The organism is Vibrio sp. 2033 (genome assembly GCF_033339735.1).
In genome coordinates this window covers 1-23,394 of sequence record NZ_JAWOVC010000019.1, presented here as the reverse complement: position 1 = coordinate 23,394, position 23,394 = coordinate 1, and the positions used below count along the sequence as shown (strand labels likewise).

The window sequence follows — 23,394 nt, the reverse complement described above, 5'->3', positions numbered from 1 at the left end:
TTAAAAAAACGTTAAAGGTGAGATATCTCACTAGCAAATACAACCTAACGCATAAAAATATCGGGAGAAAGCAGCGGGGAAGAAAGTGATAGACATAAAAAAACCCGCTCAAAGAGCGGGTTTTTAAGTAACTTAATCAGTAACGATTATAGTACGTCAACTGCGTTAAGGTCAGCAAATGCTTGCTCTAGACGAGTAACCATTGAAGCTTGGCCTGCACGTAGCCATACGCGTGGATCGTAGTACTTCTTGTTTGGTGCATCTTCACCAGTTGGGTTACCGATCTGACCTTGTAGGTAATCGTGGTTTTCAGCTTCGAACTTACGGATACCATCCCAAGTAGCCCACTGTGTATCAGTATCGATGTTCATTTTGATTACACCGTAGCCGATAGATTCACGGATTTCTTCTAGAGAAGAACCTGAACCGCCGTGGAATACGAAGTTTAGAGAGTTCGCTGGAAGACCGAATTTCTCAGAAACGTGCGCTTGAGAATCACGTAGGATAGTTGGAGTTAGTACAACGTTACCTGGCTTGTATACGCCGTGTACGTTACCGAAAGATGCTGCGATAGTGAAACGGTGGCTGATTGCGCTTAGTTTCTCGTATGCGTATGCAACGTCTTCTGGAGAAGTGTATAGCTCAGACGCATCCATATCAGAGTTGTCAACGCCGTCTTCTTCACCACCAGTACAACCTAGTTCGATTTCTAGAGTCATGTTCATTTTAGCCATGCGCTCTAGGTACTTAGCAGAAATTTCGATGTTCTCTTCTAGAGACTCTTCAGAAAGGTCGATCATGTGAGAAGAGAATAGTGGCTTACCAGTTTGCGCGAAGTACTCTTCACCAGCGTCTAGTAGACCGTCGATCCAAGGAAGTAGTTTCTTAGCTGCGTGGTCAGTGTGTAGGATTACTGGAACACCGTAAGCTTCAGCTACAGCGTGAACGTATTTCGCACCAGCAACAGCACCTAGGATTTGAGCTTCTTGACCTTCAAGTTTTAGACCTTTACCAGCAAAGAAAGCAGCGCCACCGTTAGAGAACTGAACGATAACTGGAGCTTTAACTTTTGCAGCTGCTTCAAGTACTGCGTTTACAGAGTCAGTACCCACACAGTTTACTGCTGGAAGTGCAAAGCTGTTTTCTTTTGCAACTTCAAATACTTTCTGAACGTCATCGCCAGAGATAACACCTGGTTTTACGAAGTCGAAGATCTTAGACATGGATGTAATCCTATTTATCTGTCGTTTTTAAACAAAACTTGTTAAGTTGAAAATCTTGCAAACGTTTGCTCACAACTGAGGCTATTCTAGCAGAGTTCCTCACACGTTGCAGCAAACAAGAAAGCGGGAGAATCACTCCCCCGCTTTGCTTTAATTACTTAGCGCGTGCTTCTAGCATTTCTACTGCTGGAAGAACTTTACCTTCTACGAACTCAAGGAAAGCGCCGCCGCCAGTAGAGATGTAAGATACATCCGCTTTGATACCGAACTTGTCGATAGCCGCTAGCGTGTCACCACCACCAGCAACAGAGAAGCCTTCAGAAGCTGCGATAGCTTCAGAGATACCTTTAGTACCTGCTTCGAAGTTCTTGAATTCGAATACGCCTACTGGACCATTCCATAGGATAGTCTTAGCGTTTTTAAGGATTTCAGCTAGTTCAGCAGTTGAATCTGGACCAAGGTCGAAGATCATGTCGTCGTCTTGTACTTCAGAAACGTGCTTGATTTCAGCTTCTGCGTTCTCGTCAAATGCTTTCGCACATGCAACGTCAGTTGCTACTGGAATTGCACACTCGTCCATTAGCTTCTTAGCTGTTTCAACTAGGTCTGCTTCGTATAGAGACTTACCAACGTTGTGGCCAGCAGCTGCGATGAATGTGTTAGCAATACCACCACCAACAACGAGTTGGTCAGCGATTTTAGATAGAGACTCAAGAACCGTTAGCTTAGTAGAAACTTTTGAACCACCTACGATAGCAACCATTGGACGAGCTGGCTTGTCCATTGCTTTGCCTAGCGCTTCTAGTTCGTTCGCTAGTAGAGGACCAGCACATGCTACGTCTGCGTGCATACCAACGCCGTGAGTAGATGCTTGAGCACGGTGAGCCGTACCGAATGCGTCCATTACGAATACGTCACATAGTGCTGCGTATTTCTTAGATAGCTCTTCGTCGTTTTTCTTTTCGCCTTTGTTGAAGCGAACGTTTTCAAGAACAACAAGTTCACCCGCATTTAGCTCTAGGCCATCTAGGTAGTCTTTTGCTAGCTTCACTTCGCAATCTAGTGCGTCGTTTAGGTAGTTAACAACTGGTTGTAGAGAGAACTCTTCAGCGTATTCACCTTCAGTTGGGCGACCTAGGTGAGACGTAACCATTACTTTAGCGCCTGCTTCTAGGCAGTGCTTAATAGTTGGAAGAGATGCGATGATACGTGCATCCGAAGTTACTTTACCGTCTTTTACTGGCACGTTTAGGTCAGCACGGATAAATACACGTTTACCTGCAAGATCCAGGTCAGTCATCTTGATTACAGACATGATGTGTCCTCTCAAATATTTAATAATTAAAGTTTTTGAAAACTCGGCAACCCTGCCAAGCCTGTTAATTCTTCAAACTGGTTATAGATATGGAGATATTATGGATTTATTTCAAGGCTAGAAATAAAAATTCTCCATCACTTCTTCGTCATTACTGTTCCACTTGCGAAGAAGCTTGCATTGCTAAGGCAGTATCCAGCATCCGGTTAGCAAAGCCCCATTCGTTGTCGCACCAAACGAGCATTTTTACGAGTTGCCCGTTACTCACTCTAGTCTGGCTTCCATCCACAATCGCACTATGGGGGTCGTGGTTAAAGTCGATGGAAACGAGTGGCGATTCAGTATAGTCAACAATGTTACGTAATGTACACTGAGATGCGTTAACAATGGTTTGATTTACGTCATTAACTTTCACATTTGTACTAATTGTGACACTTAAATCCATTGCAGTGACGTTAACCGTTGGAACACGAACAGAAATTGCTTCGAATTTGTTGGAAAATTTCGGGAAGATCCTTTCAATCCCCTTATGCAACTTAGTGTCCACCGGAATAATAGATTGGCTTGCAGCACGGGTACGGCGTAAGTCGTTATGATACGCATCAATTACTTGTTGATCGTTCATGGACGAATGAATTGTGGTAATGGTGCCAGACTCTATGCCGAAGGCTTCGTCTAATACTTTAATGATGGGAACGATACAGTTGGTGGTGCAAGAGCCATTGGAGACAACACGGTGCTCGTCTTTCAGAGTTTCGTGGTTCACGCCATAGATAATCGTATTATCTAGGTCGTTTGCGCCCGGGTGCGAAAACAGTACTTTCTTCGCGCCTGCTTCTATATGCGCTTGCCCATCCGCTTGCGAACCAAATACGCCAGTGCAATCCAAGACGATATCAACTTCTAAATCACGCCAAGGAAGTAATTCGATTTCGGAGAGATGGAGAATGCGAATGGAATCATATTCACCGCTGTCATGATGAACATGCAAATGTTCTTGGTCATGGGAAATTTTTTTACCAAAGCGACCATGACTGGTGTCATATTGCAGTAGGTGTGCCATCGCCTCTGGCTGTGCTAGTTCGTTTACCGCCACAACCTTGATCTGCTGGTGTTTTCCGCTTTCATACACCGCTCGCAGAACATTACGACCTATACGTCCAAATCCATTGATCGCAACCTTTAGCATTTATCCTTCGCCCTACCAAAAATTTCGTGTCACAGATACTACCTGATCAGGCTGACAAACGCACCTGTTGAATCAAAGTAAAGCAGGATTAAAAAAGGTCGAGACTATGCTCGACCTTATTACAACGATAGATAATTAAAATGCGACGTCTAAACCTAACCAGTAGCGACGACCATCTTCAATATATCCGTATTCTTCGTAACTGATTTCCTCGTCCAGCAAGTTATAGATAGCGCCTTTAATACGAGTATTGTCGGTTAACTGGTATGTCACACCGGCGTCCACAAAGGTATAAGCTGGTTCTACAATACTGTTTCTTGATGGGCCAGTAACCGGATCCATTTCTTTACCTCGGTACGTGACTTTCGCCCAGCTCTCTAGATCTGTTGTCGTTTGCCAAGTCACATCCACATTAAACAGATGCTTTGGTAACTGCTGCAGCGGCATGCCTTTGTATTCACCTGTTTTTTGCTCTGAGTCGGTAAATGTGTAGCTCGAGCTGAGGTAAATGGTTTCCGTTAATGGCGATGCTAAGGTCGCTTCAATACCTTGTGTGACCGCTTCGTCCACGTTAATGCGGTACGTTGGATCTGCACCCCATTGGTTTGGTCCATCTGTACAGATGGTATCTGGACAAACAACACGTGTGATCTTGTCTTTGAACTCATTATGGAACGCAGTCAAAGAGACATCTAAAGCAGAGTCACCTTGATACAAGACACTGATTTCTTTGTTTAGCGACGTTTCAGGGTCAAGGTCTGGGTTACCGTAGATATTACCGCCGCCACTGACTTGCGCCCAACCAGGAGTAATTTCACGTAATTGCGGAGAACGGAAACCTGTTGCCACGCCACCTTTCACAGTCCAAGACGGGTCAACTCGCCATACACCATAGACACGCGGACTAAAGTGCGCGCCATAGTTTTCGTCATGATCTAGACGGCCGCCAAGCGTAACGCTAAACGGATCAGCAATTCTCCATTCATCTTCAATGAAAACAGCCCACTGCGTATTCGATGTTTCAGTCTTCGATGACGCTTTGTTGGAGGTGAAATCCTCAAGCTCTGCATGAGTAGCGTCCACACCCGTCGTCAACGTATGGTTTCCAATACCAGTCACCAAGCTCGATTTGAACGTGGTGTTGGTGATCGTCATCTCACGAGATTTGTTCTCGCTCTCTTCTCGCTGTAAGTAAGTATCTGAAATTCCCACCGAATCCCAATCACCGTTGTGGCTTACCGTTACGTAATTACGACGATATTCATTCAGTGAATCTTCACACCCACCACGACACCCTGTGGTCGGCACTGAAAGGCCCACATTGCCACGACGACTTTGTGCCGACGTGCCGCCCTCTAATTGCACCGAGTGGCGATCATTAATCTGGTAAGTCAGTTTTGAAGAGATACTCTGCATATCTTTATCTTCATAACCGTATTCGATGTCATCTTCTTCTCTGGTTGTGTACTGACCATATACTTGGAGAGATAAATTTTCAGCCAACGGACCATTAACGAAAAAGTTCGCGCTCTGCTCTCCACCTGAGCGGCTATTCTCTTGTAGTACCGTGCCCAGTTGAACATTACCCGTCCACTCTAACGCATCTTTTCGTGTGATGACGTTAATCACGCCACCAATCGCATCAGAACCGTAAAGCGTCGACATTGGACCGCGAATAACTTCGATTCGCTCAATCGCTTGAAGAGGAGGTAACCAACCTTGTTCGATACCAGGACCGTCACTATTTGGACGAGTTTCACGCGTGCTTTGACGTTTACCATCGACCAGTATCAAAGTGTATTTAGAACCCATACCACGGATACTAATGTCGGTGGTATCACCACCACCTGTCACGACAACACCTGGCACACTTTTTAGTGCATCAGTCACATCGCGGTAATAACGGGAGTCCAACTCCTCACGTGAAATCACACTAATACTTGCAGGCGCGTCCGCTTGAGATTGCTCGTAGCTTGATGCAGTTACAACCACTGTTTCCATTTTAGAAACTGCATCATTGGCAAAAACATGAGGGACACTGACGAAGGCTAAAATACCAGTTGCGGTAATAACTGGCAGTCTAAGAGTAGACATCTACATCTCCATAATTGATAATGATTATTATTTTCGAAAGTGAATTATTCACAAATAGAATGAGATGCATAGTGAGAGTTATGGAACGGTTCTTTCCATTTATGGAACTCGTACATAACGCAGTAAGGAGTAAAATAAATATGCACGACTTAGCATCAATTAGAGCCTTTGATGCGCTCAATCAGCATAAAAGTTTGACAGCCGCTGCTAAAGCCCTTAATCAGCCAAAATCAACGCTAAGTCGTCGCTTGGCACAATTAGAAGAAGACTTCGGTCAGGCTCTAACCGCCAGACAAGGTAATCGATTAGTTCTGACAAGAGCTGGAGAAATCTTTGCCCACTACAGCCGCCAGATTCTTGAGTTAAGTGAAGAGAGTTATGATGCACTTCAAGGTTTAACGAACCAAGTTTCAGGGCCACTGCATATTGTTTGTCACACTGCCTTAGTTAGAAGCTGGCTCGGCGGCGTACTCAATCGTTTTCTTGCTGATAATCCCGATGTTAGAGTTCAACTTACCAGTGACTTTTCTGAGGCGCATCATGACCCAGATTTGTTCATCTGGCTCGGCGAACGTAAAGAGCTAGACTGGCGAAAAGAAGTGCTGGGGGTATTTCGCTATACGCCTTTTGCCTCTCCAAATTATCTAAAACAACATGGGCCTATACCGCACCCCAAAGAACTTGAAGCACATCCATGGATCGATTTTGGTTCAGTGCAAGAAAATGGATTGATGCTAGCACACCCTCAACACGGTGAGTTCTTTTTAGAACCCTTTGTTAGTCGCTTATACAGCGACAACATAGCAATGCAAATAGACAGTATCGCGAATGGTCATGGTATTGGACTGCTGCCGACTTGGACAGCATGCGGCTATGAGAAACATCACCCAGGGCGAATCGCACCTTGCTTAGAAGGTTGGCTTTCTGAGCCTATTTCCATTAACTGCTATACACCAGCAGGACGACCACCACTGCGCTTATCCGTACTTTTAGACTGCATTCACCAAAGCATTCCACAAGGTTGGAAAACCTGACAAAAATAAAAAGGCCATCATAATGATGGCCTTTCTAACTTTAGCATCTAACAGTTGTCGTTTACGTTCGACTGTTTAGACGGTCCTGCAATTACGCTAGCAATTCTTTTGCTGTGTTCACTACGTTTTCAGTCGTGAAGCCAAACATCTCGAATAGCTGACCAGCAGGTGCAGATTCACCGAATGTTGTCATACCGATGATGCGACCGTCGAAGCCAACGTACTTGTACCAGAAATCAGCAATGCCCGCTTCAATAGCGATACGTGCCGTTACGTCTGATGGCAGTACAGCTTCACGGTAAGCGGCGTCTTGTTTGTCGAATGCATCTGTTGATGGCATTGAAACAACGCGTACTTTCTTGCCTTCTGAAGTTAGTTGCTCAGCGGCTTTCACTGCAAGCTCAACCTCAGAACCTGTTGCGATAAGGATTAGCTCAGGCTTACCTTCGCTATCTTTCAGGATGTAAGCACCTTTCGCGATGTCTGCGACTTGTTCAGCAGTACGCTCTTGTTGCGCTAGGTTTTGACGAGAGAAGATAAGTGCAGTTGGTGCATCTTTACGTTCAATCGCTAGTTTCCATGCAACTGCAGACTCAACTTGGTCACATGGGCGCCATGTGCTCATGTTTGGAGTTACACGTAGAGACGCCATTTGCTCAACAGGTTGGTGAGTTGGGCCATCTTCGCCAAGACCGATCGAATCATGCGTGTAAACTTGGATGTTCTGAATTTTCATCAGCGCAGCCATACGCATTGCGTTACGAGCGTATTCCATGAACATTAGGAATGTTGCGCCGTAAGGAACGAAACCACCGTGCAATGCGATACCGTTGATGATAGCAGTCATACCGAATTCACGTACACCATAGTGGATGTAGTTGCCAGAGAAGTCCTCCGTTTCTAGAGACTTAGAACCAGACCACATGGTCAGGTTAGAAGGCGCTAGGTCAGCAGAACCACCCATAAACTCAGGAAGCATTTGACCAAACGCTTCTAGTGCATTTTGCGATGCTTTACGTGATGCAATGTTCGCTGGGTTTGCTTGGAGATCAGCAATGATTTGGTTCGCTTTTTCTTCCCACTGTGCAGGAAGTTCGCCGTTTAGACGACGTTTAAGCTCTGCCGCTTCAGCAGGGTAAGCTGCAGCGTATGCTTCGAATTTTTCATTCCAAGCTGCTTCTTTCGCGGCGCCCGCTTCTTTTGCATCCCACTCAGCGTAAACATCTGCCGGGATCTCAAATGGGCCGTACTCCCAACCTAGGTATTCGCGAGCCGCTTGGATTTCATCGTGACCTAGTGGTGCACCGTGACAGTCGTGCGAACCAGACTTGTTAGGAGAACCGAAACCGATAATTGTTTTGGTACAGATAAGCGTAGGACGTGGGTCCGCTTTTGCTGCTTCAATTGCTGCGTTGATCGCGTCTGAGTCGTGACCATCGACTGCTGGGATTACATGCCAGCCGTACGCTTCAAAACGCTTAGGTGTATCGTCAGAGAACCAGCCTTCAACGTGACCGTCGATAGAAATGCCGTTGTCATCCCAAAACGCGATCAGTTTGCCTAGACCTAACGTCCCAGCAAGAGAGCATGCTTCATGCGAGATACCTTCCATTAGACAGCCGTCACCCATGAACACATACGTAAAGTGGTCAACGATATCGTGACCTTCTTTGTTGAACTGTGCCGCTAGTGCTTTCTCTGCGATCGCCATACCAACAGCGTTAGTGATGCCTTGACCTAGAGGACCCGTTGTTGTCTCGATACCAGGCGCGTAGCCGTACTCTGGGTGACCTGGGGTTTTTGAGTGCAATTGACGGAAGTTTTTCAGATCGTCAATAGATAGCTCGTAACCGCTTAAGTGCAGTAGAGAGTAAATAAGCATTGACCCATGACCGTTTGACAGCACAAAGCGATCGCGGTCGGCCCACTCTGGGTTTGAAGGGTTATGGTTTAGGTGAGAGCGCCAAAGAACTTCAGCGATATCAGCCATACCCATTGGTGCGCCTGGGTGGCCTGAGTTAGCTTGTTGAACACCATCCATGCTTAGAGCACGAATTGCATTGGCAAGATGTTTACGAGACGACATGTCTGCTCCTGAGTACATTAAGCGAAACGAAAAGTAGGTCATAATTCTCTCAAAGCCCTGTTGGGTGTGCAAACGTTTTCCAGTCCAAAACCTCACAAATATTGCACCTTTCGCGCCAAATCGTTCGAAGTTCTTAAAATTATCAATAAATCAGGCAAACGTTTGGTTATAACAAAAACCAAAAAAGAGCTTGTAATTCGAGCAATCAAATTTAGAATAGACGTCTAGATGTAGATACACCTACAAAAATTAGTATTAATTTGCGCTGGAGAGTTTATCATTCCCCAGTTTTAAACCAGATATAGTGGAGCTAACATGGCTAAGCACCTGTTTACTTCTGAGTCAGTATCAGAAGGTCATCCAGATAAAATTGCAGACCAGATTTCTGATGCGGTTCTTGACGCGATTCTAGAGCAAGATCCAAAGGCTCGTGTTGCATGTGAGACTTACGTTAAAACCGGTATGGTAATGGTGGGTGGTGAAATCACGACTTCAGCATGGGTAGACATCGAAGAGTTAACTCGTGAAACCGTTCGTGAAATCGGCTACGTACATTCAGATATGGGCTTTGACGCAGATTCTTGTGCGGTACTAAACACAATCGGTAAACAGTCGCCAGATATCAACCAAGGTGTTGATAAAGCTGACCCTAAAGAACAAGGTGCAGGCGACCAAGGCATCATGTTTGGTTACGCTTGTAACGAAACTGAAGTACTAATGCCAGCGCCAATTACTTACTCTCACCGTCTTGTTCAAAAGCAAGCAGAAGTTCGTAAAAACGGCACACTACCTTGGTTGCGTCCTGATGCAAAATCTCAGGTAACATTCCAATACGATCAAGGTAACATCGTTGGTATCGACGCGGTTGTTCTTTCAACTCAACACTGTGACTCAATCTCAACTTCAGACCTGCGTGAAGCGGTAATGGAAGAGATCATTAAGCCAGTGCTACCTTCTGAGTGGATCAACAAAGAAACAAACTTCTTCATTAATCCAACCGGTCGCTTCGTAATCGGTGGTCCTATGGGTGACTGTGGTCTAACTGGTCGTAAGATCATCGTAGATACCTACGGCGGCGCAGCTCGTCACGGTGGCGGTGCGTTTTCTGGTAAAGATCCATCAAAAGTTGACCGTAGTGCAGCATACGCAGCACGCTACGTAGCGAAAAACATCGTAGCCGCAGGCATGGCTGACCGTTGTGAGATCCAACTTTCTTACGCAATCGGTGTTGCTGATCCAACGTCTATCATGGTGGAAACGTTCGGTACTGAGAAAGTATCTCACGACATCATCATTGAAGCGGTTCGTCAATTCTTCGACCTACGTCCATACGGTCTACAAGAAATGCTTAACCTTCTTCAACCTATCTACAAGAAGACAGCGGCTTACGGTCACTTCGGTCGTGAAGAATTCCCGTGGGAAGCGACAGACAAAGCTGCACTTCTACGCGATTTCGCTGGCATCAAATAATCAAGCCAAGCAAGAATCAATCAAGCCCTCGCCTATGGCGGGGGCTTTTTATTTTCAGCAACTTTTATCCAGCCATTTCGGCTCATACCGCCCTGCCCCACAAAGCAGTCCTGTTTCTCCCTCATTTTTATACCGAATAAATTTTAAGCAATTATTTGTAAATTATCCCATCTCCGCCAATAGTTAAAATATTGTTAACTCCAATTTAAATAGAGACGTCGGATGCTGGCGACTGTGGAAGCAACACTTAAGTAAAGACATGAGTCAGGCATCTTTATGGCCGATACCAAACTAAGCCAATGCTCAGATGTAAACTTGAAAAAGTCGCTTCAAGTTTGACTGAACAAAAACCGCTGTCAGTTGGTATAAGCGGATAATGTGGGAATAAATCAAGGAGGAGTTATGCCTCGAACTGTTAATCCATCGGACTTCCACAACAAACGAAAGGAAGTGCCAGACAACGAATACGCCAGAACCATACCGTGCAATACGGTCAATCTTTCTGCACCTTTTCATTGGCTCGCATTAGGTCTGCATGACTTCGTGCGAATGCCGCTTATTAGTGCTTTCTATGGCATCTGTTTTATGGCTGCTGCGATAGGCATTGTTTTGCTCGTACAGTGGCAAGGCACACACTTAGTCGTCATGCCCAGTTTGATTGTTTACATGTTAATCGGTCCGTTTCTCGCGCTGGGCTTGTATGATGCCAGTTGGGAGAGAGAGCGCGGACACAAAGCAAGCTTGTTCCATTCAATGAAAGCGATCGGTCGTAACTCAACATCTCAATGGGCGTTCGCCGTGTTACTCGCAGTGTGTATGATATTTTGGATGCGCATTGCCGCTCTACTTCATGCACTCTACCCTTCTGTTCAAGGGGCACCTTTAAGTGAGTTCCTACCCTTCCTTGTCATCGGCTCTTTAGTTGGCTTTGTTTTGGCTTGTGTGGTGTTTAGCATTTCAGCCTTTTCTATTCCTCTCATGATGGAGCGTCGCGTAGACATGATGACCGCTGTATTTACCAGCTTTAATGCAGTGAAATCCAACATTCCAGCAATGATTGTTTGGGCAGCGATCATCTGTGGCGGTATTCTTATCGGCTTTGCGACCTACGGGATCGGAATGTTGTTTACCATGCCAATTCTAGGCTACGGTACATGGCACGCTTACCATGCCACCATCAAGAAAAAACACACACCATAATTAACTGATGCTATGATCTGGCCCTCGCAAATGCGGGGGCTTTTTTATTTGATTTATCGAGGTGAATTGTGGATATAGAACTCAGCTATAAAGCCAAGCAAGTGATGGCGGGCTGTATCGCGATGGCAGAACAAGCTTTCAAACGTTCTTTCCCGATTCCAACAATCACCTTCGACGTCCGTGGGAAAGCGGCAGGAAAGGCCTACCTTCAATTAAATCAAGTACGCCTAAACCCTGTTTTATTTCGCGAAAACACCCAAGCATTCTTAGATGAAGTCATTCCTCATGAAGTAGCACACCTGATTACTTATCAGGTTTACGGGCGAGTTAGGCCTCACGGCAAAGAATGGAAAGGCGTCATGGAAGCCGTATTTAACGTACCAGCCAAAACCACTCACAACTTTGAAGTAAAATCCGTTCAAGGTAAAACCTTTGAGTATCGTTGTGGTTGTATGACCTACCCTCTATCGATTCGCCGTCATAATAAAGTACTGCGCAAAGAGGCGACGTACTCTTGTCAAAAATGCCGCCAACCACTTAACTTCACCGGCATTCAGTTATCGTAGCCCTTACCTCATAGTGTTACTTGCGTTCCCAAAATAAAGATCGAGTTGATCAAAACCTTCCCTTCGCCACTTATTGTTAACTTACTCATCACTAAAGCTATTTTATGCGTGTTATCATGAATAAAGTCATACTTTATAAAGACTTTTATCATGAAATACTTATTCTCTCTGTTGCTTATCGCGCTTTCTAGCACTGCGATTGCCGCGCCACCGAGCTCATTCTCTGCAGCCAAACGTGAGGCGGTCAAAATTTATCAAGACCACCCAACAAGCTTCTACTGTGGCTGTAACATTCAATGGCAAGGCAAGAAAGGCTTACCCGATTTAGCCTCTTGCGGTTACCAAGTCCGTAAACAAGAAAAACGGGCTGCACGAATCGAATGGGAGCACGTTGTTCCTGCGTGGCAATTTGGCCACCAGCGTCAATGCTGGCAAGATGGCGGACGTAAAAACTGTAAGAAAAAAGACAAAACTTTTCGTTTGATGGAAGCAGACTTACACAACCTAACTCCTGCTATTGGTGAAGTAAACGGTGACCGTTCGAACTACAACTTCAGCCAATGGAACGGTATGGATGGCGTGAGTTATGGTCGCTGTGAGATGCAAGTGAACTTTAAGCAGCGTAAAGTCATGCCACCAGACCGTGCGCGTGGCTCAATTGCTCGCACCTATCTATACATGAGCAAAGAGTACGGTTTCAAACTGTCGAAGCAGCAAACGCAATTAATGAGTGCTTGGAACAAAACCTATCCTGTCGATAAATGGGAATGTGAGCGTGACGAGCGCATTGCAAAAGTACAGGGCAATCACAACCCATTTGTTCAAGAAGCCTGCCGCGCACTGTAACCTCCGACCTCGAAGCGTTTCAATTACTGATATTGAAACGCTTCTTGCCCCTTGTTTTTTCGGTGCAAAGCATCCATGTTAGGGTTTAAGTTTATTCTCTTGCTGGAAATCTCATGCGTACCCCTCGAATTTATCATCCAGAAACCATTCATCAACTTGGCTCACTTGCTTTAAGTGACGACGCAGCAGGCCATATCGGTCGTGTTTTGCGCATGAAAGAAGGCCAAGACGTTCTCCTTTTTGACGGCAGTGGCGCAGAGTTCCCAGCGGTTATCAGTGAAGTCAGCAAGAAATCAGTTTTGGTTAACATCACCGAGCGTGTAGAAAGCAGTATTGAATCCCCTTTAGATCTGCACCTTGGTCAAGTCATTTCACGTGGCGATAAGATGGAGTTCACCATCCAAAAGTCTGTTGAACTTGGCGTCAATACCATCACTCCTCTGATTTCTGAACGTTGTGGCGTCAAGCTTGACCAAAAGCGTTTTGAGAAAAAACTCGCGCAATGGCAGAAAATCGCCATCAGTGCCTGTGAGCAATGTGGGCGTAATGTCGTGCCCGAAATTCGTCCAATTATGAGCTTGGAAGAGTGGTGTCAAGAAGAGTACGATGGTTTAAAGCTTAACCTTCACCCTCGTGCTAAATACTCAATCAACACTTTGCCAACCCCGGTTGAAAAAGTGCGCCTACTGATCGGTCCTGAAGGCGGTTTATCGTCTGAAGAGATCGAGATGACTCGAGAATACCAATTTGAAGAAACGCTACTCGGCCCTCGCGTTCTGCGCACCGAAACAGCGGCTCTGACAGCAATTACAGCCTTACAAGTTCGTTTCGGCGATCTTGGTTAAACGGAGAAAAATAATGATCAAACTCGGTATCGTAATGGACCCAATCTCGTCCATTAACATCAAAAAAGACTCTAGCTTTGCCATGATGCTTGAAGCGCAACGACGCGGCTATGAAATCCACTACATGGAAATGAATGATCTGCATCTCGATCAAGGCGTTGCCATTGCAGATACTAAAGTGGTGGAACTAAAAGAAGATCCAAACGGTTGGTACGAGTTCAAATCAGAGCAAACTATCGAACTGTCTGAGCTAGACGCGGTGCTAATGCGTAAAGATCCTCCGTTTGATACTGAATACATCTACGCGACTTACATCCTTGAGCGTGCAGAAGAACAAGGTGCACTGATCGTTAACAAGCCTCAAAGCTTACGTGATTGTAACGAAAAGCTGTTTACAGCATGGTTCCCAGAGCTGACACCTACAACGATCGTGACGCGAAAAGCAGAAAAAATTAAAGAATTTCGTGAAAAACATGGTGATGTCATCCTGAAACCGCTTGATGGTATGGGTGGCGCGTCCATCTTCCGTGTGAAAGAAAACGATCCAAACGTCTCTGTGATCATCGAGACATTGACTAACCACGGTCAAAACTACGCAATGGCGCAAACCTTCGTGCCAGATATCAGCAACGGTGACAAACGTATCTTAGTGGTAGATGGCGAACCTATGCCTTACTGTCTAGCACGCATTCCTGCTAAAGGCGAAACGCGCGGCAACCTAGCCGCTGGTGGTACTGGTGAAGCTCGTCCGCTAAGCGAAACCGACCTCAAAATTGCGCAAACCGTTGCTCCGACATTGAAAGAAAAAGGCCTTATCTTTGTTGGCCTTGACGTAATTGGCGACAAGCTAACAGAAATCAACGTCACCAGCCCAACCTGTATTCGCGAAATTGAAGCAGCTTTTGATATCTCAATCACAGGCAAGCTGATGGATGCGATTGAGCGTCGAGTAAAAGGCGAATAACTCAAACTGTATTACAGTTAATAGAGAGCGTAGTACATTAACTTAAGCAAACTCATGCACATACCTAGATGGTAAACTGTATGATGTTTGCTTAAGGGCATTTACGAGAGTTAAGGGTCAGTATGAGTATGAATCTCACAAATCACTTTTTGGTTGCCATGCCTGGGATGAAAGATCCGTACTTTCAAAACAGCGTGATCTACGTTTGTGAGCACAACGAAGACGGCGCTATGGGGCTGATGATCAATGCTCCTGTTGATATCACCGTCGGCAACATGCTCAAGCAGGTGGAAGTTCAGCCAGTACACCCGCGCCTATTTGAAGCCAGTCTAGATAGACCAGTCTACAATGGCGGCCCAATCTCGGAAGATCGTGGTTTTATTTTGCATAAACCCAAAGATTACTACGAGTCCAGCGTCCAAATGACCGACGACCTCGCGGTAACCACTTCGCGAGATATTCTTTCGGTGTTAGGAACAGAAGCAGAACCAAGTGATTACCTAGTGGCACTTGGCTACTCCGGTTGGAGTGCAGGCCAATTAGAAAGTGAGCTGGTCGAAAACTCTTGGCTCACCATTGAAGCGACGCCTGAAATTATCTTTAATACACCAATCAACGAGCGTTGGAAGAAAGCGGTCGAAAAGCTGGGCATCGACCCAAGTCACCTTTCAGCAGACTCTGGACATGCTTAGTCCAAATATACAGTTACATTAGATAGAGACACCTTATGTCACGCACAATTATGGCTTTTGACTTTGGAACCAAAAGCATTGGTAGCGCTATTGGCCAAGAAATTACTGGTACAGCTTCCCCATTAAAAGCCTTTAAAGCCAATGACGGTATTCCAAACTGGGACGATATAGAAAAGCAAATCAAAGAGTGGCAACCAGATTTGCTAGTGGTCGGTTTACCGACCGATCTGCATGGTAAAGACCTTGAGACCATAACCCCTCGTGCACGAAAATTTGCTAAGCGTCTGCAAGGCCGATACGGATTGCCTGTTGAACTGCATGATGAGCGTTTATCTACTGCAGAAGCTCGTGCGGAGTTGTTCAGCATGGGCGGCTATAAAGCCCTATCGAAAGGTAATGTTGACTGCCAGTCAGCAGTGGTGATTCTAGAAAGCTGGTTTGAAGCCCTTTGGGATGAGTAAACACTTCAAGCACAATGAAAAAAGGTTGGCTCCTGCCAACCTTTTTTGTTTCTGGATTGGATTAATCCATATCGATCTTAACGTTCGCCAAACTGCCCGTAGAGAATGCTTCACCACGCTGCGTTTTCAACATCAAGCGCAGATCATTTGCCGAGTCGGCACTATGTAGTGCATCCTCTTCGCTGATCTTACCTTGCATCACTAACTTATAGAGAGATTGATCGAACGTCAGCATACCAAACTCATTTGAGCGAGCCATGGTTGACTTCAACTCATGTAAATCTCCGCGACGAATCAAATCCGACACACGTGGGCTATTTAGCAAGATCTCAAATACACCATGACGTCCCTGCCCATTTTTATCTCGGATCAACTGCTGACCAACCACGCCTTTTAGGTTCATCGACAAATCGAACAAGAATTGTTCTTTTTGATCTTTCGGTACCAAGTGAAGAATGCGCTCTAAAGCTTGGTTGGCATTATTGGCGTGCAACGTTGCCATACACAGGTGACCCGTTTCGGCGAAGGTCATCGCGTATTCCATTGTTTCACGGCTACGGATCTCACCAATCAAAATCATATCTGGTGCTTGGCGCAGCGAGTTTTTAAGCGCAACTTCATAGCTTTCCGTATCTAACCCAACTTCGCGTTGAGTCACGATACAGCGCTTGTGTTCATGCACGAATTCGATCGGATCTTCGACCGTCAAAATGTGCCCGGTTTTATTGCTGTTTCGATAGCCTGTCATCGCCGCCATGGTGGTCGATTTACCCGATCCAGTAGCACCGACCACCAGCACCAAACCACGCTTAGCTATCGCCAAATCTTGCAACACTAACGGTAACTTTAACTGCTCAAAAGTAGGAATATTGGTTTCAATACGACGAATCACTGCGCCTGGTAACTCGCGTTGAAAAAAGGCACTCACACGGAAGCGACCACAATCTCTCACAATGGCAAAATTCGACTCGCGACTTTTACGAAAGTCCTGACGCCGATCTGGTTCCATAGCGCTATCGAGTAATGCAGCCACATCACTCTCGGTGAGTTTTTCCCCTTGCGGACGCAATTCGCCATCCACACGAAATAGAATTGGCGCTCCAACCGTGATGTAAAGATCCGACGCTTTCAGCGCCAGCATGCCTTCGAGAAATTTATCTAGATCCATCTTCCGTATTCACCATTATCTGTATGAACGTTACGAGAATTGCTGCACTTCTAATCCGATCTTGCTATCGACCTCTTCACGAGCAACCATGCCTTGCGCCATTAACTGACGAGCATTTTGCTCCATGGTTTGCATGCCGTGAGCCGCACCTGTTTGAATGATCGAATACATCTGCGCGACTTTGTCTTCGCGGATCAAGTTGCGAATCGCAGGCGTTGCCATCATAATTTCATGGCATGCAATACGGCCACCACCATTACGCTTCAGAAGCTTTTGCGCGATAACCGAACGAAGGGACTCAGATAGCATCGAGCGAACCATATCTTTATCACTACCAGGAAACACATCGATAATACGGTCAATGGTTTTTGCCGCCGAGCTGGTGTGCAACGTCCCGAAAACTAAGTGACCCGTTTCTGCCGCCGTTAAGGCAAGGCTGATGGTTTCTTTGTCACGCATCTCACCAACCAGAATAACGTCTGGGTCTTCGCGCAATGCACTACGCAAAGCATTTTGGAAACTATGGGTGTCACGGTGAACTTCACGCTGGTTGATCAAACATTTATTGTTGTTGTGAACAAATTCAATCGGATCTTCAATTGTGAGTACGTGCTTGTTGTGATTACGGTTAATGTAGTCAACAATGGCTGCTAAGGTCGTCGATTTACCTGAACCTGTTGGGCCAGTGACCAGAACTAAGCCTTTTTCAGCGTTCGCAATTTTTTTGAAGATCTCTGGCGCTTCTAGCTCTTCCAGAGTTGGAATGCTACTTGGAATGGTACGGAATACTGCCGCACAACCGCGAGATTGGTTGAAAGCGTTGACACGGAAACGGCCAACGTTATGCAACTCAAAAGAGAAATCGACTTCGAGTTTTTCTTCGAACTCACTGCGTTGGGCATCGTTCATGATTTCGAAAACCAAACGATGCACTTCTTGGTGTGTAAACGCTGGAATGCCTAGTTTTCTCACATCCCCATCAATACGAACCATTGGTGGGACACCTGCAGAAAGATGTAGATCCGAGGCATTATGTTTTACACTAAAATCCAGTAACTCAGTGATATCCATTTAAAATCCTTAAGTCTAAAGTACAGCTATGAGTAGTATTCAACAAAATATTGAACATATCACCTCTCAAATTCGATATGACGAGCAAAAATGTGGTCGAACTCCAGAGTCAGTGCAACTTCTAGCGGTAAGCAAAACTAAACCTGTCGAGGCAATTCTCGAAGCCTACCGAGCGGGACAAACCGCCTTTGGTGAAAACTACGTTCAAGAGGGCGTCAGTAAAGTTCAGCACTTTGCCGAGCATTATCCAGATAATCGAATCGAATGGCACTTCATTGGCCCGATTCAATCCAATAAATCGCGACTTGTTGCTGAACATTTCGATTGGGTTCACACCATCGATCGAACCAAGATTGCTCAACGCCTGAATGATCAGCGGCCAAGCGAACTTAAACCGCTACAAGTTCTGATTCAGGTTAACACCAGTGGTGAGGCATCTAAGTCTGGTGTCACTGAAGCGGAAGTATTCGAGCTGGCGGAGTTGATTTCTCGCCTACCCAACCTCACTTTAAGAGGGTTAATGTCGATTCCTGCCAACGTGTCTGACTACGAATCACAACTCCGTGAATTTCAGAAGTTGGCTACGTTGAAGCAAACACTCGAAGCACAGTTCCCAGAAATCGATACATTATCAATGGGAATGAGTGGTGATATGACCGCTGCAATCGAAGCTGGTAGTACAATGGTTCGTATTGGAACCGCTATTTTCGGCGCACGAGACTACAGCTAAATCAACAAAACGCTCACTCGCGACATAAGTTATGTCGCCAATCGTTAGAGCGTAAATGCGCAATCATCTTACTCGCCAATAGGAGCAGTAAGTAACAGCGGTGCCATTATACACCTGAGCGCACAACAAATTCTAAATATCATGATGGAAATCAGACAAATGGAACATAAAAAAATCGCCTTCATTGGTGCTGGCAACATGGTGAGAGCCATTGTTTCCGGCTTGGTTGTTAACGGATACCCAGCGCAAAACATTACCGCAACGGCTCCTTCAGAGGCTCGTCGCCTTCTGCTAGAACAAGATTTTGGCATCCGTACCACCAGCGATAACATCCAAGCTGCGACCGAGGCGGATGTGGTGGTATTGTCTGTGAAACCGCAAATGATGGCGGATGTCTGTAAACCACTGCAATCGATCGATTTCACTAATAAACTGGTGATTTCTATTGCCGCAGGCATCAACTGTTCTCGATTGGATGATATGCTAGCCACCAAATTGAACTTGGTTCGTGTTATGCCAAATACGCCATCGCAACTTGGGTTGGGTATGAGTGGATTATTCGCACCAATTCATGTAACCGAGCACGACAAAGCTTTTGCCGCAGAGTTAATGGAAGCGGTCGGTAAAGTATGTTGGGTTGAGCAAGAGTCAGGTATCAATAATGTGATTGCCGCTGCGGGCAGTGCTCCAGCATACTTCTTCCTGTTTATGGAAGCGATGCAAGCAGAAGCGATTGCGCAAGGCTTTGATAAAGAGACCGCTCGACTATTGGTTCAGCAAGCTGCATTGGGCGCGGCCAGTATGGTGGTTAGCAACCCAGAAACTGAGCTATCGACCCTGCGTGAGAACGTAACTTCGAAAGGTGGGACAACGGCAGAAGCACTGCGTACATTCAACGAACATCAACTTTCAGATATTGTCGCTAAAGCCATGCAAGCTGCTGTGGCTCGCGCGGAAGAAATGGAAAAACTGTTTTAATTATTTGGATGAACTCCGTTTAGTATCATCCATCACTTGTTAAGGGTACCTTATGAATTCAATGAGTTTTCTCATCTCAACCCTATTTGACCTGTACATCATGGTCGTAATTTTGCGAATTTGGTTGCAAGCTGCGCGCGCAGACTTCTACAACCCATTCTCGCAATTTATAGTAAAAGCGACTCAGCCGGTCATTGGTCCACTGCGCCGCGTTATCCCTTCCGTGGGGAATATTGACCTAGCAACCGTGTTGTTTGCCTACGTGTTGTGTGTGCTTAAATTTGTCGTGCTTATCCTAATAGCTTCGAACGGTTCCGTCTCTTTCAGCGCTGACTTCTTATTCTTGGGCTTACTATCATTAATCAAAGCCGCTGGTGGCCTATTGTTCTGGGTACTATTGATCCGTGCAATTTTGAGCTGGGTAAGCCAAGGCCGCAGCCCTATCGAGTACGTATTCCATCAACTGACCGAGCCAATGTGCGCTCCAATCCGTCGTATTCTTCCGGCTATTGGTGGTCTTGATTTAAGCGTACTGGTGTTATTTATCGGCTTGCAGTTCGCGAACTTCTTAATGGGCGATATCATTGGTCCAATTTGGTTCCAGCTATAATGTCAGCTGCAGTTTGGCAAGATGGTGAGGACATCATCCTGAAGCTCTATATTCAACCTAAAGCTAGCCGCGATAAAATCGTTGGCTTGCATGGTGAAGAGCTAAAAATCGCCATTACTGCTCCACCTGTCGATGGCAAAGCTAATGCACACCTAACTAAGTTCTTAGCCAAGCAGTTTAAAATCGCTAAGGGCTTGGTTCACATAGAAAAAGGTGAATTAGGACGGCACAAACAAATTCGGATAGAATCGCCTACCCAGATACCGACAGAAATTAAAGCCATCATATGATGGCTTTTTATTTACGATTTTGTACCACACTTACTAATACCAACGACTGAGTACGCATTTTTTACCTCCTGACCAAGGTAAAATTGCAGCTATGGTTGTTTTATAACAAGTGCTTTGAGGAAGTAACAATGAGCAAATGGATTACCGCATTACTGATTAGCCTGTTGTCGTTACCAAGCTTCGCCGATCAGTTTAAAAATATGAAAGATATCGAAGTACACTATGTCGCGTTTAACTCAACATTCCTAACACCCAAAGTCGCACGTAGCTACGATATCAAACGTAATGGATACCTCGCTGTGGTTAATATTAGCGTGTTAGATAGAGCTTCATTGGGTAAGCCAGCATTAGAAGCAAAAATTGCTGGACGCGCGAAGAACCTTATCGGCCAAACTCAGACCTTGACCTTTCGTGAAGTCAAAGAAGGCAATGCGATATACTATTTAGCCGAACTGCCAATTACCCACGAAGAAACTTTTACTTTCGATATTGACGTAAAAGCTGGAAACAAAGGCTCAGGTAAGCTTAAATTCACCCAGAAGTTTTATGTTGAAGAGTAATTGGGTTGTGATGTTCCAAAAGCTTTTGGATCTAAGCAGGCTAAAAACCACTTATTAGTTAAAGAATATCTAGAGGAGAACGATTTGTTCTCCTCTATCACTATTAAAAGAGATTCCCATGAAAAAAATTGTGCTAGCAACTGGTAACCAAGGCAAAGTTCGTGAAATGGCAGATTTGTTGTCTGACTTCGGCTTTGAAGTATTAGCGCAAAGTGAATTCAATGTATCGGAAGTAGCTGAAACGGGTACAACTTTCATTGAAAACGCAATCATTAAAGCTCGCCATGCCGCACAAGAAACAGGGCTTCCTGCCATTGCAGACGACTCTGGATTAGAAGTCGATTTCTTAAAAGGCGCTCCGGGCATTTACTCTGCACGTTACGCAGGCGAGAGCGCATCTGATCAAGAGAATCTAGTAAAATTGCTAGCGGCAATGGAAGGCGTACCAGAAGCAGAGCGTACAGCACGTTTCCACTGCGTATTAGTCCTCATGCGTCACGAGAACGACCCAACGCCTATCGTCTGTCACGGTAAATGGGAAGGCCGAATTCTAACTGAAGCACACGGTAAAAATGGCTTTGGCTACGACCCAATCTTCTTTGTTCCTGAAGACAACTGTGCGTCAGCCGAACTTGAACCTGCACGTAAGAAACAACTGTCTCACCGCGGTAAAGCGCTCAAGTCGTTGTTTGCTCAACTGTCTGAGCAAGTGTCTCAGTAATCACGAGCGAATTAGACCATGTTAACGCCCCCAGCACTCAGCTTGTATGTACACATCCCGTGGTGTGTGCAAAAGTGCCCGTATTGCGACTTTAACTCTCACGCGCTCAAAACCGAGATTCCAGAAGAAGAGTACATCAGTGCCCTTTTAGAAGATTTGGATACCGACATTGAGAAATACCGACTTAACGAAGCGCCACGTCCACTGCATTCAATCTTCATTGGTGGTGGTACGCCGAGTTTGATTTCGGCAGAAGGCATCGAGCGTCTACTTAAGGGCATTGAAGCGCGTATTCCGTTCAAGCCTGAAATCGAAATCACCATGGAAGCGAATCCAGGCACCATCGAAGCAGAGCGTTTTGTTGGCTACCGCAAAGCTGGTGTAACGCGTATCTCTATCGGCGTGCAAAGCTTTGAGCAACAAAAGCTTGAGCGTTTGGGGCGTATTCACGGCCAAGACGAAGCCGTCAACGCTGCTCAGCTGGCGCACCAAATCGGTTTGAACAGCTTTAACCTCGATCTCATGCACGGCTTACCTGATCAAAGCATCGAACAAGCCTTGGCAGATTTGGACAAAGCGATTGAGTTGGCACCGCCGCACTTGTCTTGGTATCAGCTGACCATCGAACCAAACACCATGTTTTACTACAAGCCACCAACGCTACCTGACGATGATGACTTGTGGGATATTTTCGAGCTCGGACACCAAAAACTTGCAGCTGCGGGTTATGTGCAATATGAAATCTCCGGTTACAGCAAGCCGGGCTATCAGTGTCAGCACAACCTCAACTACTGGCGCTTTGGTGATTACCTTGGTATCGGTTGTGGCTCTCATGGCAAACTCAGTTTTACCGACGGACGTATTATTCGAACGACAAAGGTAAAACACCCGCGAGGCTATTTAGCGGCTTATCAAAATATGGTCAAACCTTATCTGCATACAGAACATGTCGTCGCGGATGAAGATCGTCCATTCGAGTTTTTTATGAACCGATTCCGCTTAATCGAAGCCTGTCCGAAGCAAGATTATGTGGACACCACGGGCTTACCGCTCAGTACGGTTCAAGAAACCATCGACTGGGCGATAGAAATGGGCTACCTGAGTGAAACGGCTACCCATTGGCAAATTACTGAAAAAGGGAAGCTCTTCCTTAATGATTTGCTCGAAGCCTTTATGGCCGAAGAAAGCGAAGACTAACGCAACCCCTGACCCGTCCTGATATGGGTTGACACTTTTTAACTAAAACGCTCGATGTACTTCATCGGGCGTTTTGTATTTTAA

23 protein-coding genes are annotated in these 23,394 nt (G+C 45.7%); 16 read left to right on the top strand and 7 right to left on the bottom strand.

Going from position 1 to position 23,394, the window contains the following annotated elements; all coding sequences use genetic code 11:
• Positions 1-146: 146 nt before the first annotated feature.
• From fbaA to R7P74_RS19950, 4 genes are all read right to left on the bottom strand, one after another.
• A complete protein-coding gene (fbaA, locus tag R7P74_RS19965; protein WP_005380996.1) occupies positions 147-1,223 on the bottom strand; it encodes a class II fructose-bisphosphate aldolase in 1,077 nt (358 codons plus the stop codon).
• A 154-nt stretch (positions 1,224-1,377) separates the two neighbouring features.
• Positions 1,378-2,538, bottom strand: coding sequence for a phosphoglycerate kinase (locus tag R7P74_RS19960; protein ID WP_005384547.1), 1,161 nt, complete (start codon positions 2,536-2,538; stop codon positions 1,378-1,380).
• A 151-nt stretch (positions 2,539-2,689) separates the two neighbouring features.
• Positions 2,690-3,727 (bottom strand): erythrose-4-phosphate dehydrogenase, encoded by a 1,038-nt coding sequence (epd, locus tag R7P74_RS19955; protein ID WP_005384545.1) that lies wholly within the window; start codon positions 3,725-3,727, stop codon positions 2,690-2,692.
• Between the two features lie 135 nt (positions 3,728-3,862).
• Positions 3,863-5,821, bottom strand: coding sequence for a ligand-gated channel protein (locus R7P74_RS19950; RefSeq protein ID WP_318123122.1), 1,959 nt, complete (start codon positions 5,819-5,821; stop codon positions 3,863-3,865).
• 140 nt (positions 5,822-5,961) lie between these two features.
• Between R7P74_RS19950 and R7P74_RS19945 the strand changes: the two genes are divergently transcribed.
• Positions 5,962-6,855 carry a LysR family transcriptional regulator gene (locus tag R7P74_RS19945; RefSeq protein WP_318123120.1) on the top strand — a complete coding sequence of 298 codons (894 nt, stop codon included), beginning with the start codon at positions 5,962-5,964 and terminating at the stop codon, positions 6,853-6,855.
• Between the two features lie 91 nt (positions 6,856-6,946).
• Here R7P74_RS19945 and tkt read toward each other — a convergent pair whose 3' ends face one another.
• Positions 6,947-8,941, bottom strand: a complete 1,995-nt coding sequence (tkt, locus tag R7P74_RS19940; RefSeq protein WP_054866504.1) for a transketolase — start codon at positions 8,939-8,941, stop codon at positions 6,947-6,949.
• 315 nt (positions 8,942-9,256) lie between these two features.
• Between tkt and metK the strand changes: the two genes are divergently transcribed.
• From metK to ruvX, 8 genes are all read left to right on the top strand, one after another.
• Positions 9,257-10,411, top strand: a complete 1,155-nt coding sequence (metK, locus tag R7P74_RS19935) for a methionine adenosyltransferase (RefSeq protein WP_005381027.1) — start codon at positions 9,257-9,259, stop codon at positions 10,409-10,411.
• A 402-nt stretch (positions 10,412-10,813) separates the two neighbouring features.
• Positions 10,814-11,611, top strand: a complete 798-nt coding sequence (locus R7P74_RS19930; RefSeq protein WP_005381026.1) for a DUF2189 domain-containing protein — start codon at positions 10,814-10,816, stop codon at positions 11,609-11,611.
• A 68-nt stretch (positions 11,612-11,679) separates the two neighbouring features.
• On the top strand, positions 11,680-12,177 hold the full coding sequence (locus tag R7P74_RS19925; protein WP_054866486.1) for a SprT family zinc-dependent metalloprotease: 498 nt from the start codon (positions 11,680-11,682) through the stop codon (positions 12,175-12,177).
• Between the two features lie 150 nt (positions 12,178-12,327).
• Positions 12,328-13,023, top strand: a complete 696-nt coding sequence (gene endA / locus R7P74_RS19920; RefSeq protein WP_025768831.1) for a deoxyribonuclease I — start codon at positions 12,328-12,330, stop codon at positions 13,021-13,023.
• 113 nt (positions 13,024-13,136) lie between these two features.
• Entirely contained in the window at positions 13,137-13,868 is a 732-nt protein-coding gene (gene rsmE / locus R7P74_RS19915) for a 16S rRNA (uracil(1498)-N(3))-methyltransferase (RefSeq protein ID WP_154205024.1), read from the top strand.
• A gap of 13 nt (positions 13,869-13,881) precedes the next feature.
• Positions 13,882-14,832, top strand: a complete 951-nt coding sequence (gshB, locus tag R7P74_RS19910; RefSeq protein WP_005381021.1) for a glutathione synthase — start codon at positions 13,882-13,884, stop codon at positions 14,830-14,832.
• A gap of 128 nt (positions 14,833-14,960) precedes the next feature.
• On the top strand, positions 14,961-15,524 hold the full coding sequence (locus R7P74_RS19905) for a YqgE/AlgH family protein (protein ID WP_005381020.1): 564 nt from the start codon (positions 14,961-14,963) through the stop codon (positions 15,522-15,524).
• 35 nt (positions 15,525-15,559) lie between these two features.
• Positions 15,560-15,985 carry a Holliday junction resolvase RuvX gene (ruvX, locus tag R7P74_RS19900; RefSeq protein ID WP_053304143.1) on the top strand — a complete coding sequence of 142 codons (426 nt, stop codon included), beginning with the start codon at positions 15,560-15,562 and terminating at the stop codon, positions 15,983-15,985.
• A gap of 61 nt (positions 15,986-16,046) precedes the next feature.
• On the opposite strand, the gene R7P74_RS19895 is transcribed toward ruvX, so the two are convergent.
• Complete coding sequence (locus R7P74_RS19895; protein ID WP_149191715.1) at positions 16,047-17,153, bottom strand: PilT/PilU family type 4a pilus ATPase; 1,107 nt, start codon at positions 17,151-17,153, stop codon at positions 16,047-16,049.
• A 30-nt stretch (positions 17,154-17,183) separates the two neighbouring features.
• Positions 17,184-18,224 carry a type IV pilus twitching motility protein PilT gene (locus tag R7P74_RS19890; protein WP_005381015.1) on the bottom strand — a complete coding sequence of 347 codons (1,041 nt, stop codon included), beginning with the start codon at positions 18,222-18,224 and terminating at the stop codon, positions 17,184-17,186.
• A gap of 28 nt (positions 18,225-18,252) precedes the next feature.
• Here R7P74_RS19890 and R7P74_RS19885 point away from each other — a divergent pair, with 28 nt between their 5' ends.
• The 7 genes from R7P74_RS19885 (at position 18,253) to hemW (ending at position 23,310) form a co-directional block, all read left to right on the top strand.
• Complete coding sequence (locus R7P74_RS19885) at positions 18,253-18,954, top strand: YggS family pyridoxal phosphate-dependent enzyme (RefSeq protein ID WP_318123118.1); 702 nt, start codon at positions 18,253-18,255, stop codon at positions 18,952-18,954.
• Positions 18,955-19,113: 159 nt separating this feature from the next.
• A complete protein-coding gene (proC, locus tag R7P74_RS19880) occupies positions 19,114-19,932 on the top strand; it encodes a pyrroline-5-carboxylate reductase (RefSeq protein WP_318123116.1) in 819 nt (272 codons plus the stop codon).
• Between the two features lie 52 nt (positions 19,933-19,984).
• Positions 19,985-20,542, top strand: coding sequence for a YggT family protein (locus tag R7P74_RS19875; protein WP_005381012.1), 558 nt, complete (start codon positions 19,985-19,987; stop codon positions 20,540-20,542).
• Positions 20,542-20,832 (top strand): DUF167 family protein YggU, encoded by a 291-nt coding sequence (gene yggU / locus R7P74_RS19870; RefSeq protein WP_005381011.1) that lies wholly within the window; start codon positions 20,542-20,544, stop codon positions 20,830-20,832. The genes R7P74_RS19875 and yggU overlap by 1 nt, the downstream gene beginning before the upstream one ends.
• Before the next feature lie 128 nt (positions 20,833-20,960).
• On the top strand, positions 20,961-21,392 hold the full coding sequence (locus R7P74_RS19865; RefSeq protein ID WP_005381010.1) for a DUF4426 domain-containing protein: 432 nt from the start codon (positions 20,961-20,963) through the stop codon (positions 21,390-21,392).
• Positions 21,393-21,510: 118 nt separating this feature from the next.
• Positions 21,511-22,113, top strand: a complete 603-nt coding sequence (locus tag R7P74_RS19860) for an XTP/dITP diphosphatase (protein ID WP_137282374.1) — start codon at positions 21,511-21,513, stop codon at positions 22,111-22,113.
• A gap of 18 nt (positions 22,114-22,131) precedes the next feature.
• Complete coding sequence (hemW, locus tag R7P74_RS19855; RefSeq protein ID WP_318123114.1) at positions 22,132-23,310, top strand: radical SAM family heme chaperone HemW; 1,179 nt, start codon at positions 22,132-22,134, stop codon at positions 23,308-23,310.
• The last annotated feature ends 84 nt before the right edge of the window (positions 23,311-23,394 follow it).

What these genes read in the sequence shown, in the direction of transcription:
- fbaA (WP_005380996.1), bottom strand. Translation starts at nt 1,223, where the DNA reads ATGTCTAAGATCTTCGACTTCGTAAAACCAGGTGTTATCTCTGGCGAT.
- R7P74_RS19960 (WP_005384547.1), bottom strand. Translation starts at nt 2,538, where the DNA reads ATGTCTGTAATCAAGATGACTGACCTGGATCTTGCAGGTAAACGTGTA.
- epd (WP_005384545.1), bottom strand. Translation starts at nt 3,727, where the DNA reads ATGCTAAAGGTTGCGATCAATGGATTTGGACGTATAGGTCGTAATGTT.
- R7P74_RS19950 (WP_318123122.1), bottom strand. Translation starts at nt 5,821, where the DNA reads ATGTCTACTCTTAGACTGCCAGTTATTACCGCAACTGGTATTTTAGCC.
- R7P74_RS19945 (WP_318123120.1), top strand. Translation starts at nt 5,962, where the DNA reads ATGCACGACTTAGCATCAATTAGAGCCTTTGATGCGCTCAATCAGCAT.
- tkt (WP_054866504.1), bottom strand. Translation starts at nt 8,941, where the DNA reads ATGTCGTCTCGTAAACATCTTGCCAATGCAATTCGTGCTCTAAGCATG.
- metK (WP_005381027.1), top strand. Translation starts at nt 9,257, where the DNA reads ATGGCTAAGCACCTGTTTACTTCTGAGTCAGTATCAGAAGGTCATCCA.
- R7P74_RS19930 (WP_005381026.1), top strand. Translation starts at nt 10,814, where the DNA reads ATGCCTCGAACTGTTAATCCATCGGACTTCCACAACAAACGAAAGGAA.
- endA (WP_025768831.1), top strand. Translation starts at nt 12,328, where the DNA reads ATGAAATACTTATTCTCTCTGTTGCTTATCGCGCTTTCTAGCACTGCG.
- rsmE (WP_154205024.1), top strand. Translation starts at nt 13,137, where the DNA reads ATGCGTACCCCTCGAATTTATCATCCAGAAACCATTCATCAACTTGGC.
- gshB (WP_005381021.1), top strand. Translation starts at nt 13,882, where the DNA reads ATGATCAAACTCGGTATCGTAATGGACCCAATCTCGTCCATTAACATC.
- R7P74_RS19905 (WP_005381020.1), top strand. Translation starts at nt 14,961, where the DNA reads ATGAATCTCACAAATCACTTTTTGGTTGCCATGCCTGGGATGAAAGAT.
- ruvX (WP_053304143.1), top strand. Translation starts at nt 15,560, where the DNA reads ATGTCACGCACAATTATGGCTTTTGACTTTGGAACCAAAAGCATTGGT.
- R7P74_RS19895 (WP_149191715.1), bottom strand. Translation starts at nt 17,153, where the DNA reads ATGGATCTAGATAAATTTCTCGAAGGCATGCTGGCGCTGAAAGCGTCG.
- R7P74_RS19890 (WP_005381015.1), bottom strand. Translation starts at nt 18,224, where the DNA reads ATGGATATCACTGAGTTACTGGATTTTAGTGTAAAACATAATGCCTCG.
- R7P74_RS19885 (WP_318123118.1), top strand. Translation starts at nt 18,253, where the DNA reads ATGAGTAGTATTCAACAAAATATTGAACATATCACCTCTCAAATTCGA.
- proC (WP_318123116.1), top strand. Translation starts at nt 19,114, where the DNA reads ATGGAACATAAAAAAATCGCCTTCATTGGTGCTGGCAACATGGTGAGA.
- R7P74_RS19875 (WP_005381012.1), top strand. Translation starts at nt 19,985, where the DNA reads ATGAATTCAATGAGTTTTCTCATCTCAACCCTATTTGACCTGTACATC.
- yggU (WP_005381011.1), top strand. Translation starts at nt 20,542, where the DNA reads ATGTCAGCTGCAGTTTGGCAAGATGGTGAGGACATCATCCTGAAGCTC.
- R7P74_RS19865 (WP_005381010.1), top strand. Translation starts at nt 20,961, where the DNA reads ATGAGCAAATGGATTACCGCATTACTGATTAGCCTGTTGTCGTTACCA.
- R7P74_RS19860 (WP_137282374.1), top strand. Translation starts at nt 21,511, where the DNA reads ATGAAAAAAATTGTGCTAGCAACTGGTAACCAAGGCAAAGTTCGTGAA.
- hemW (WP_318123114.1), top strand. Translation starts at nt 22,132, where the DNA reads ATGTTAACGCCCCCAGCACTCAGCTTGTATGTACACATCCCGTGGTGT.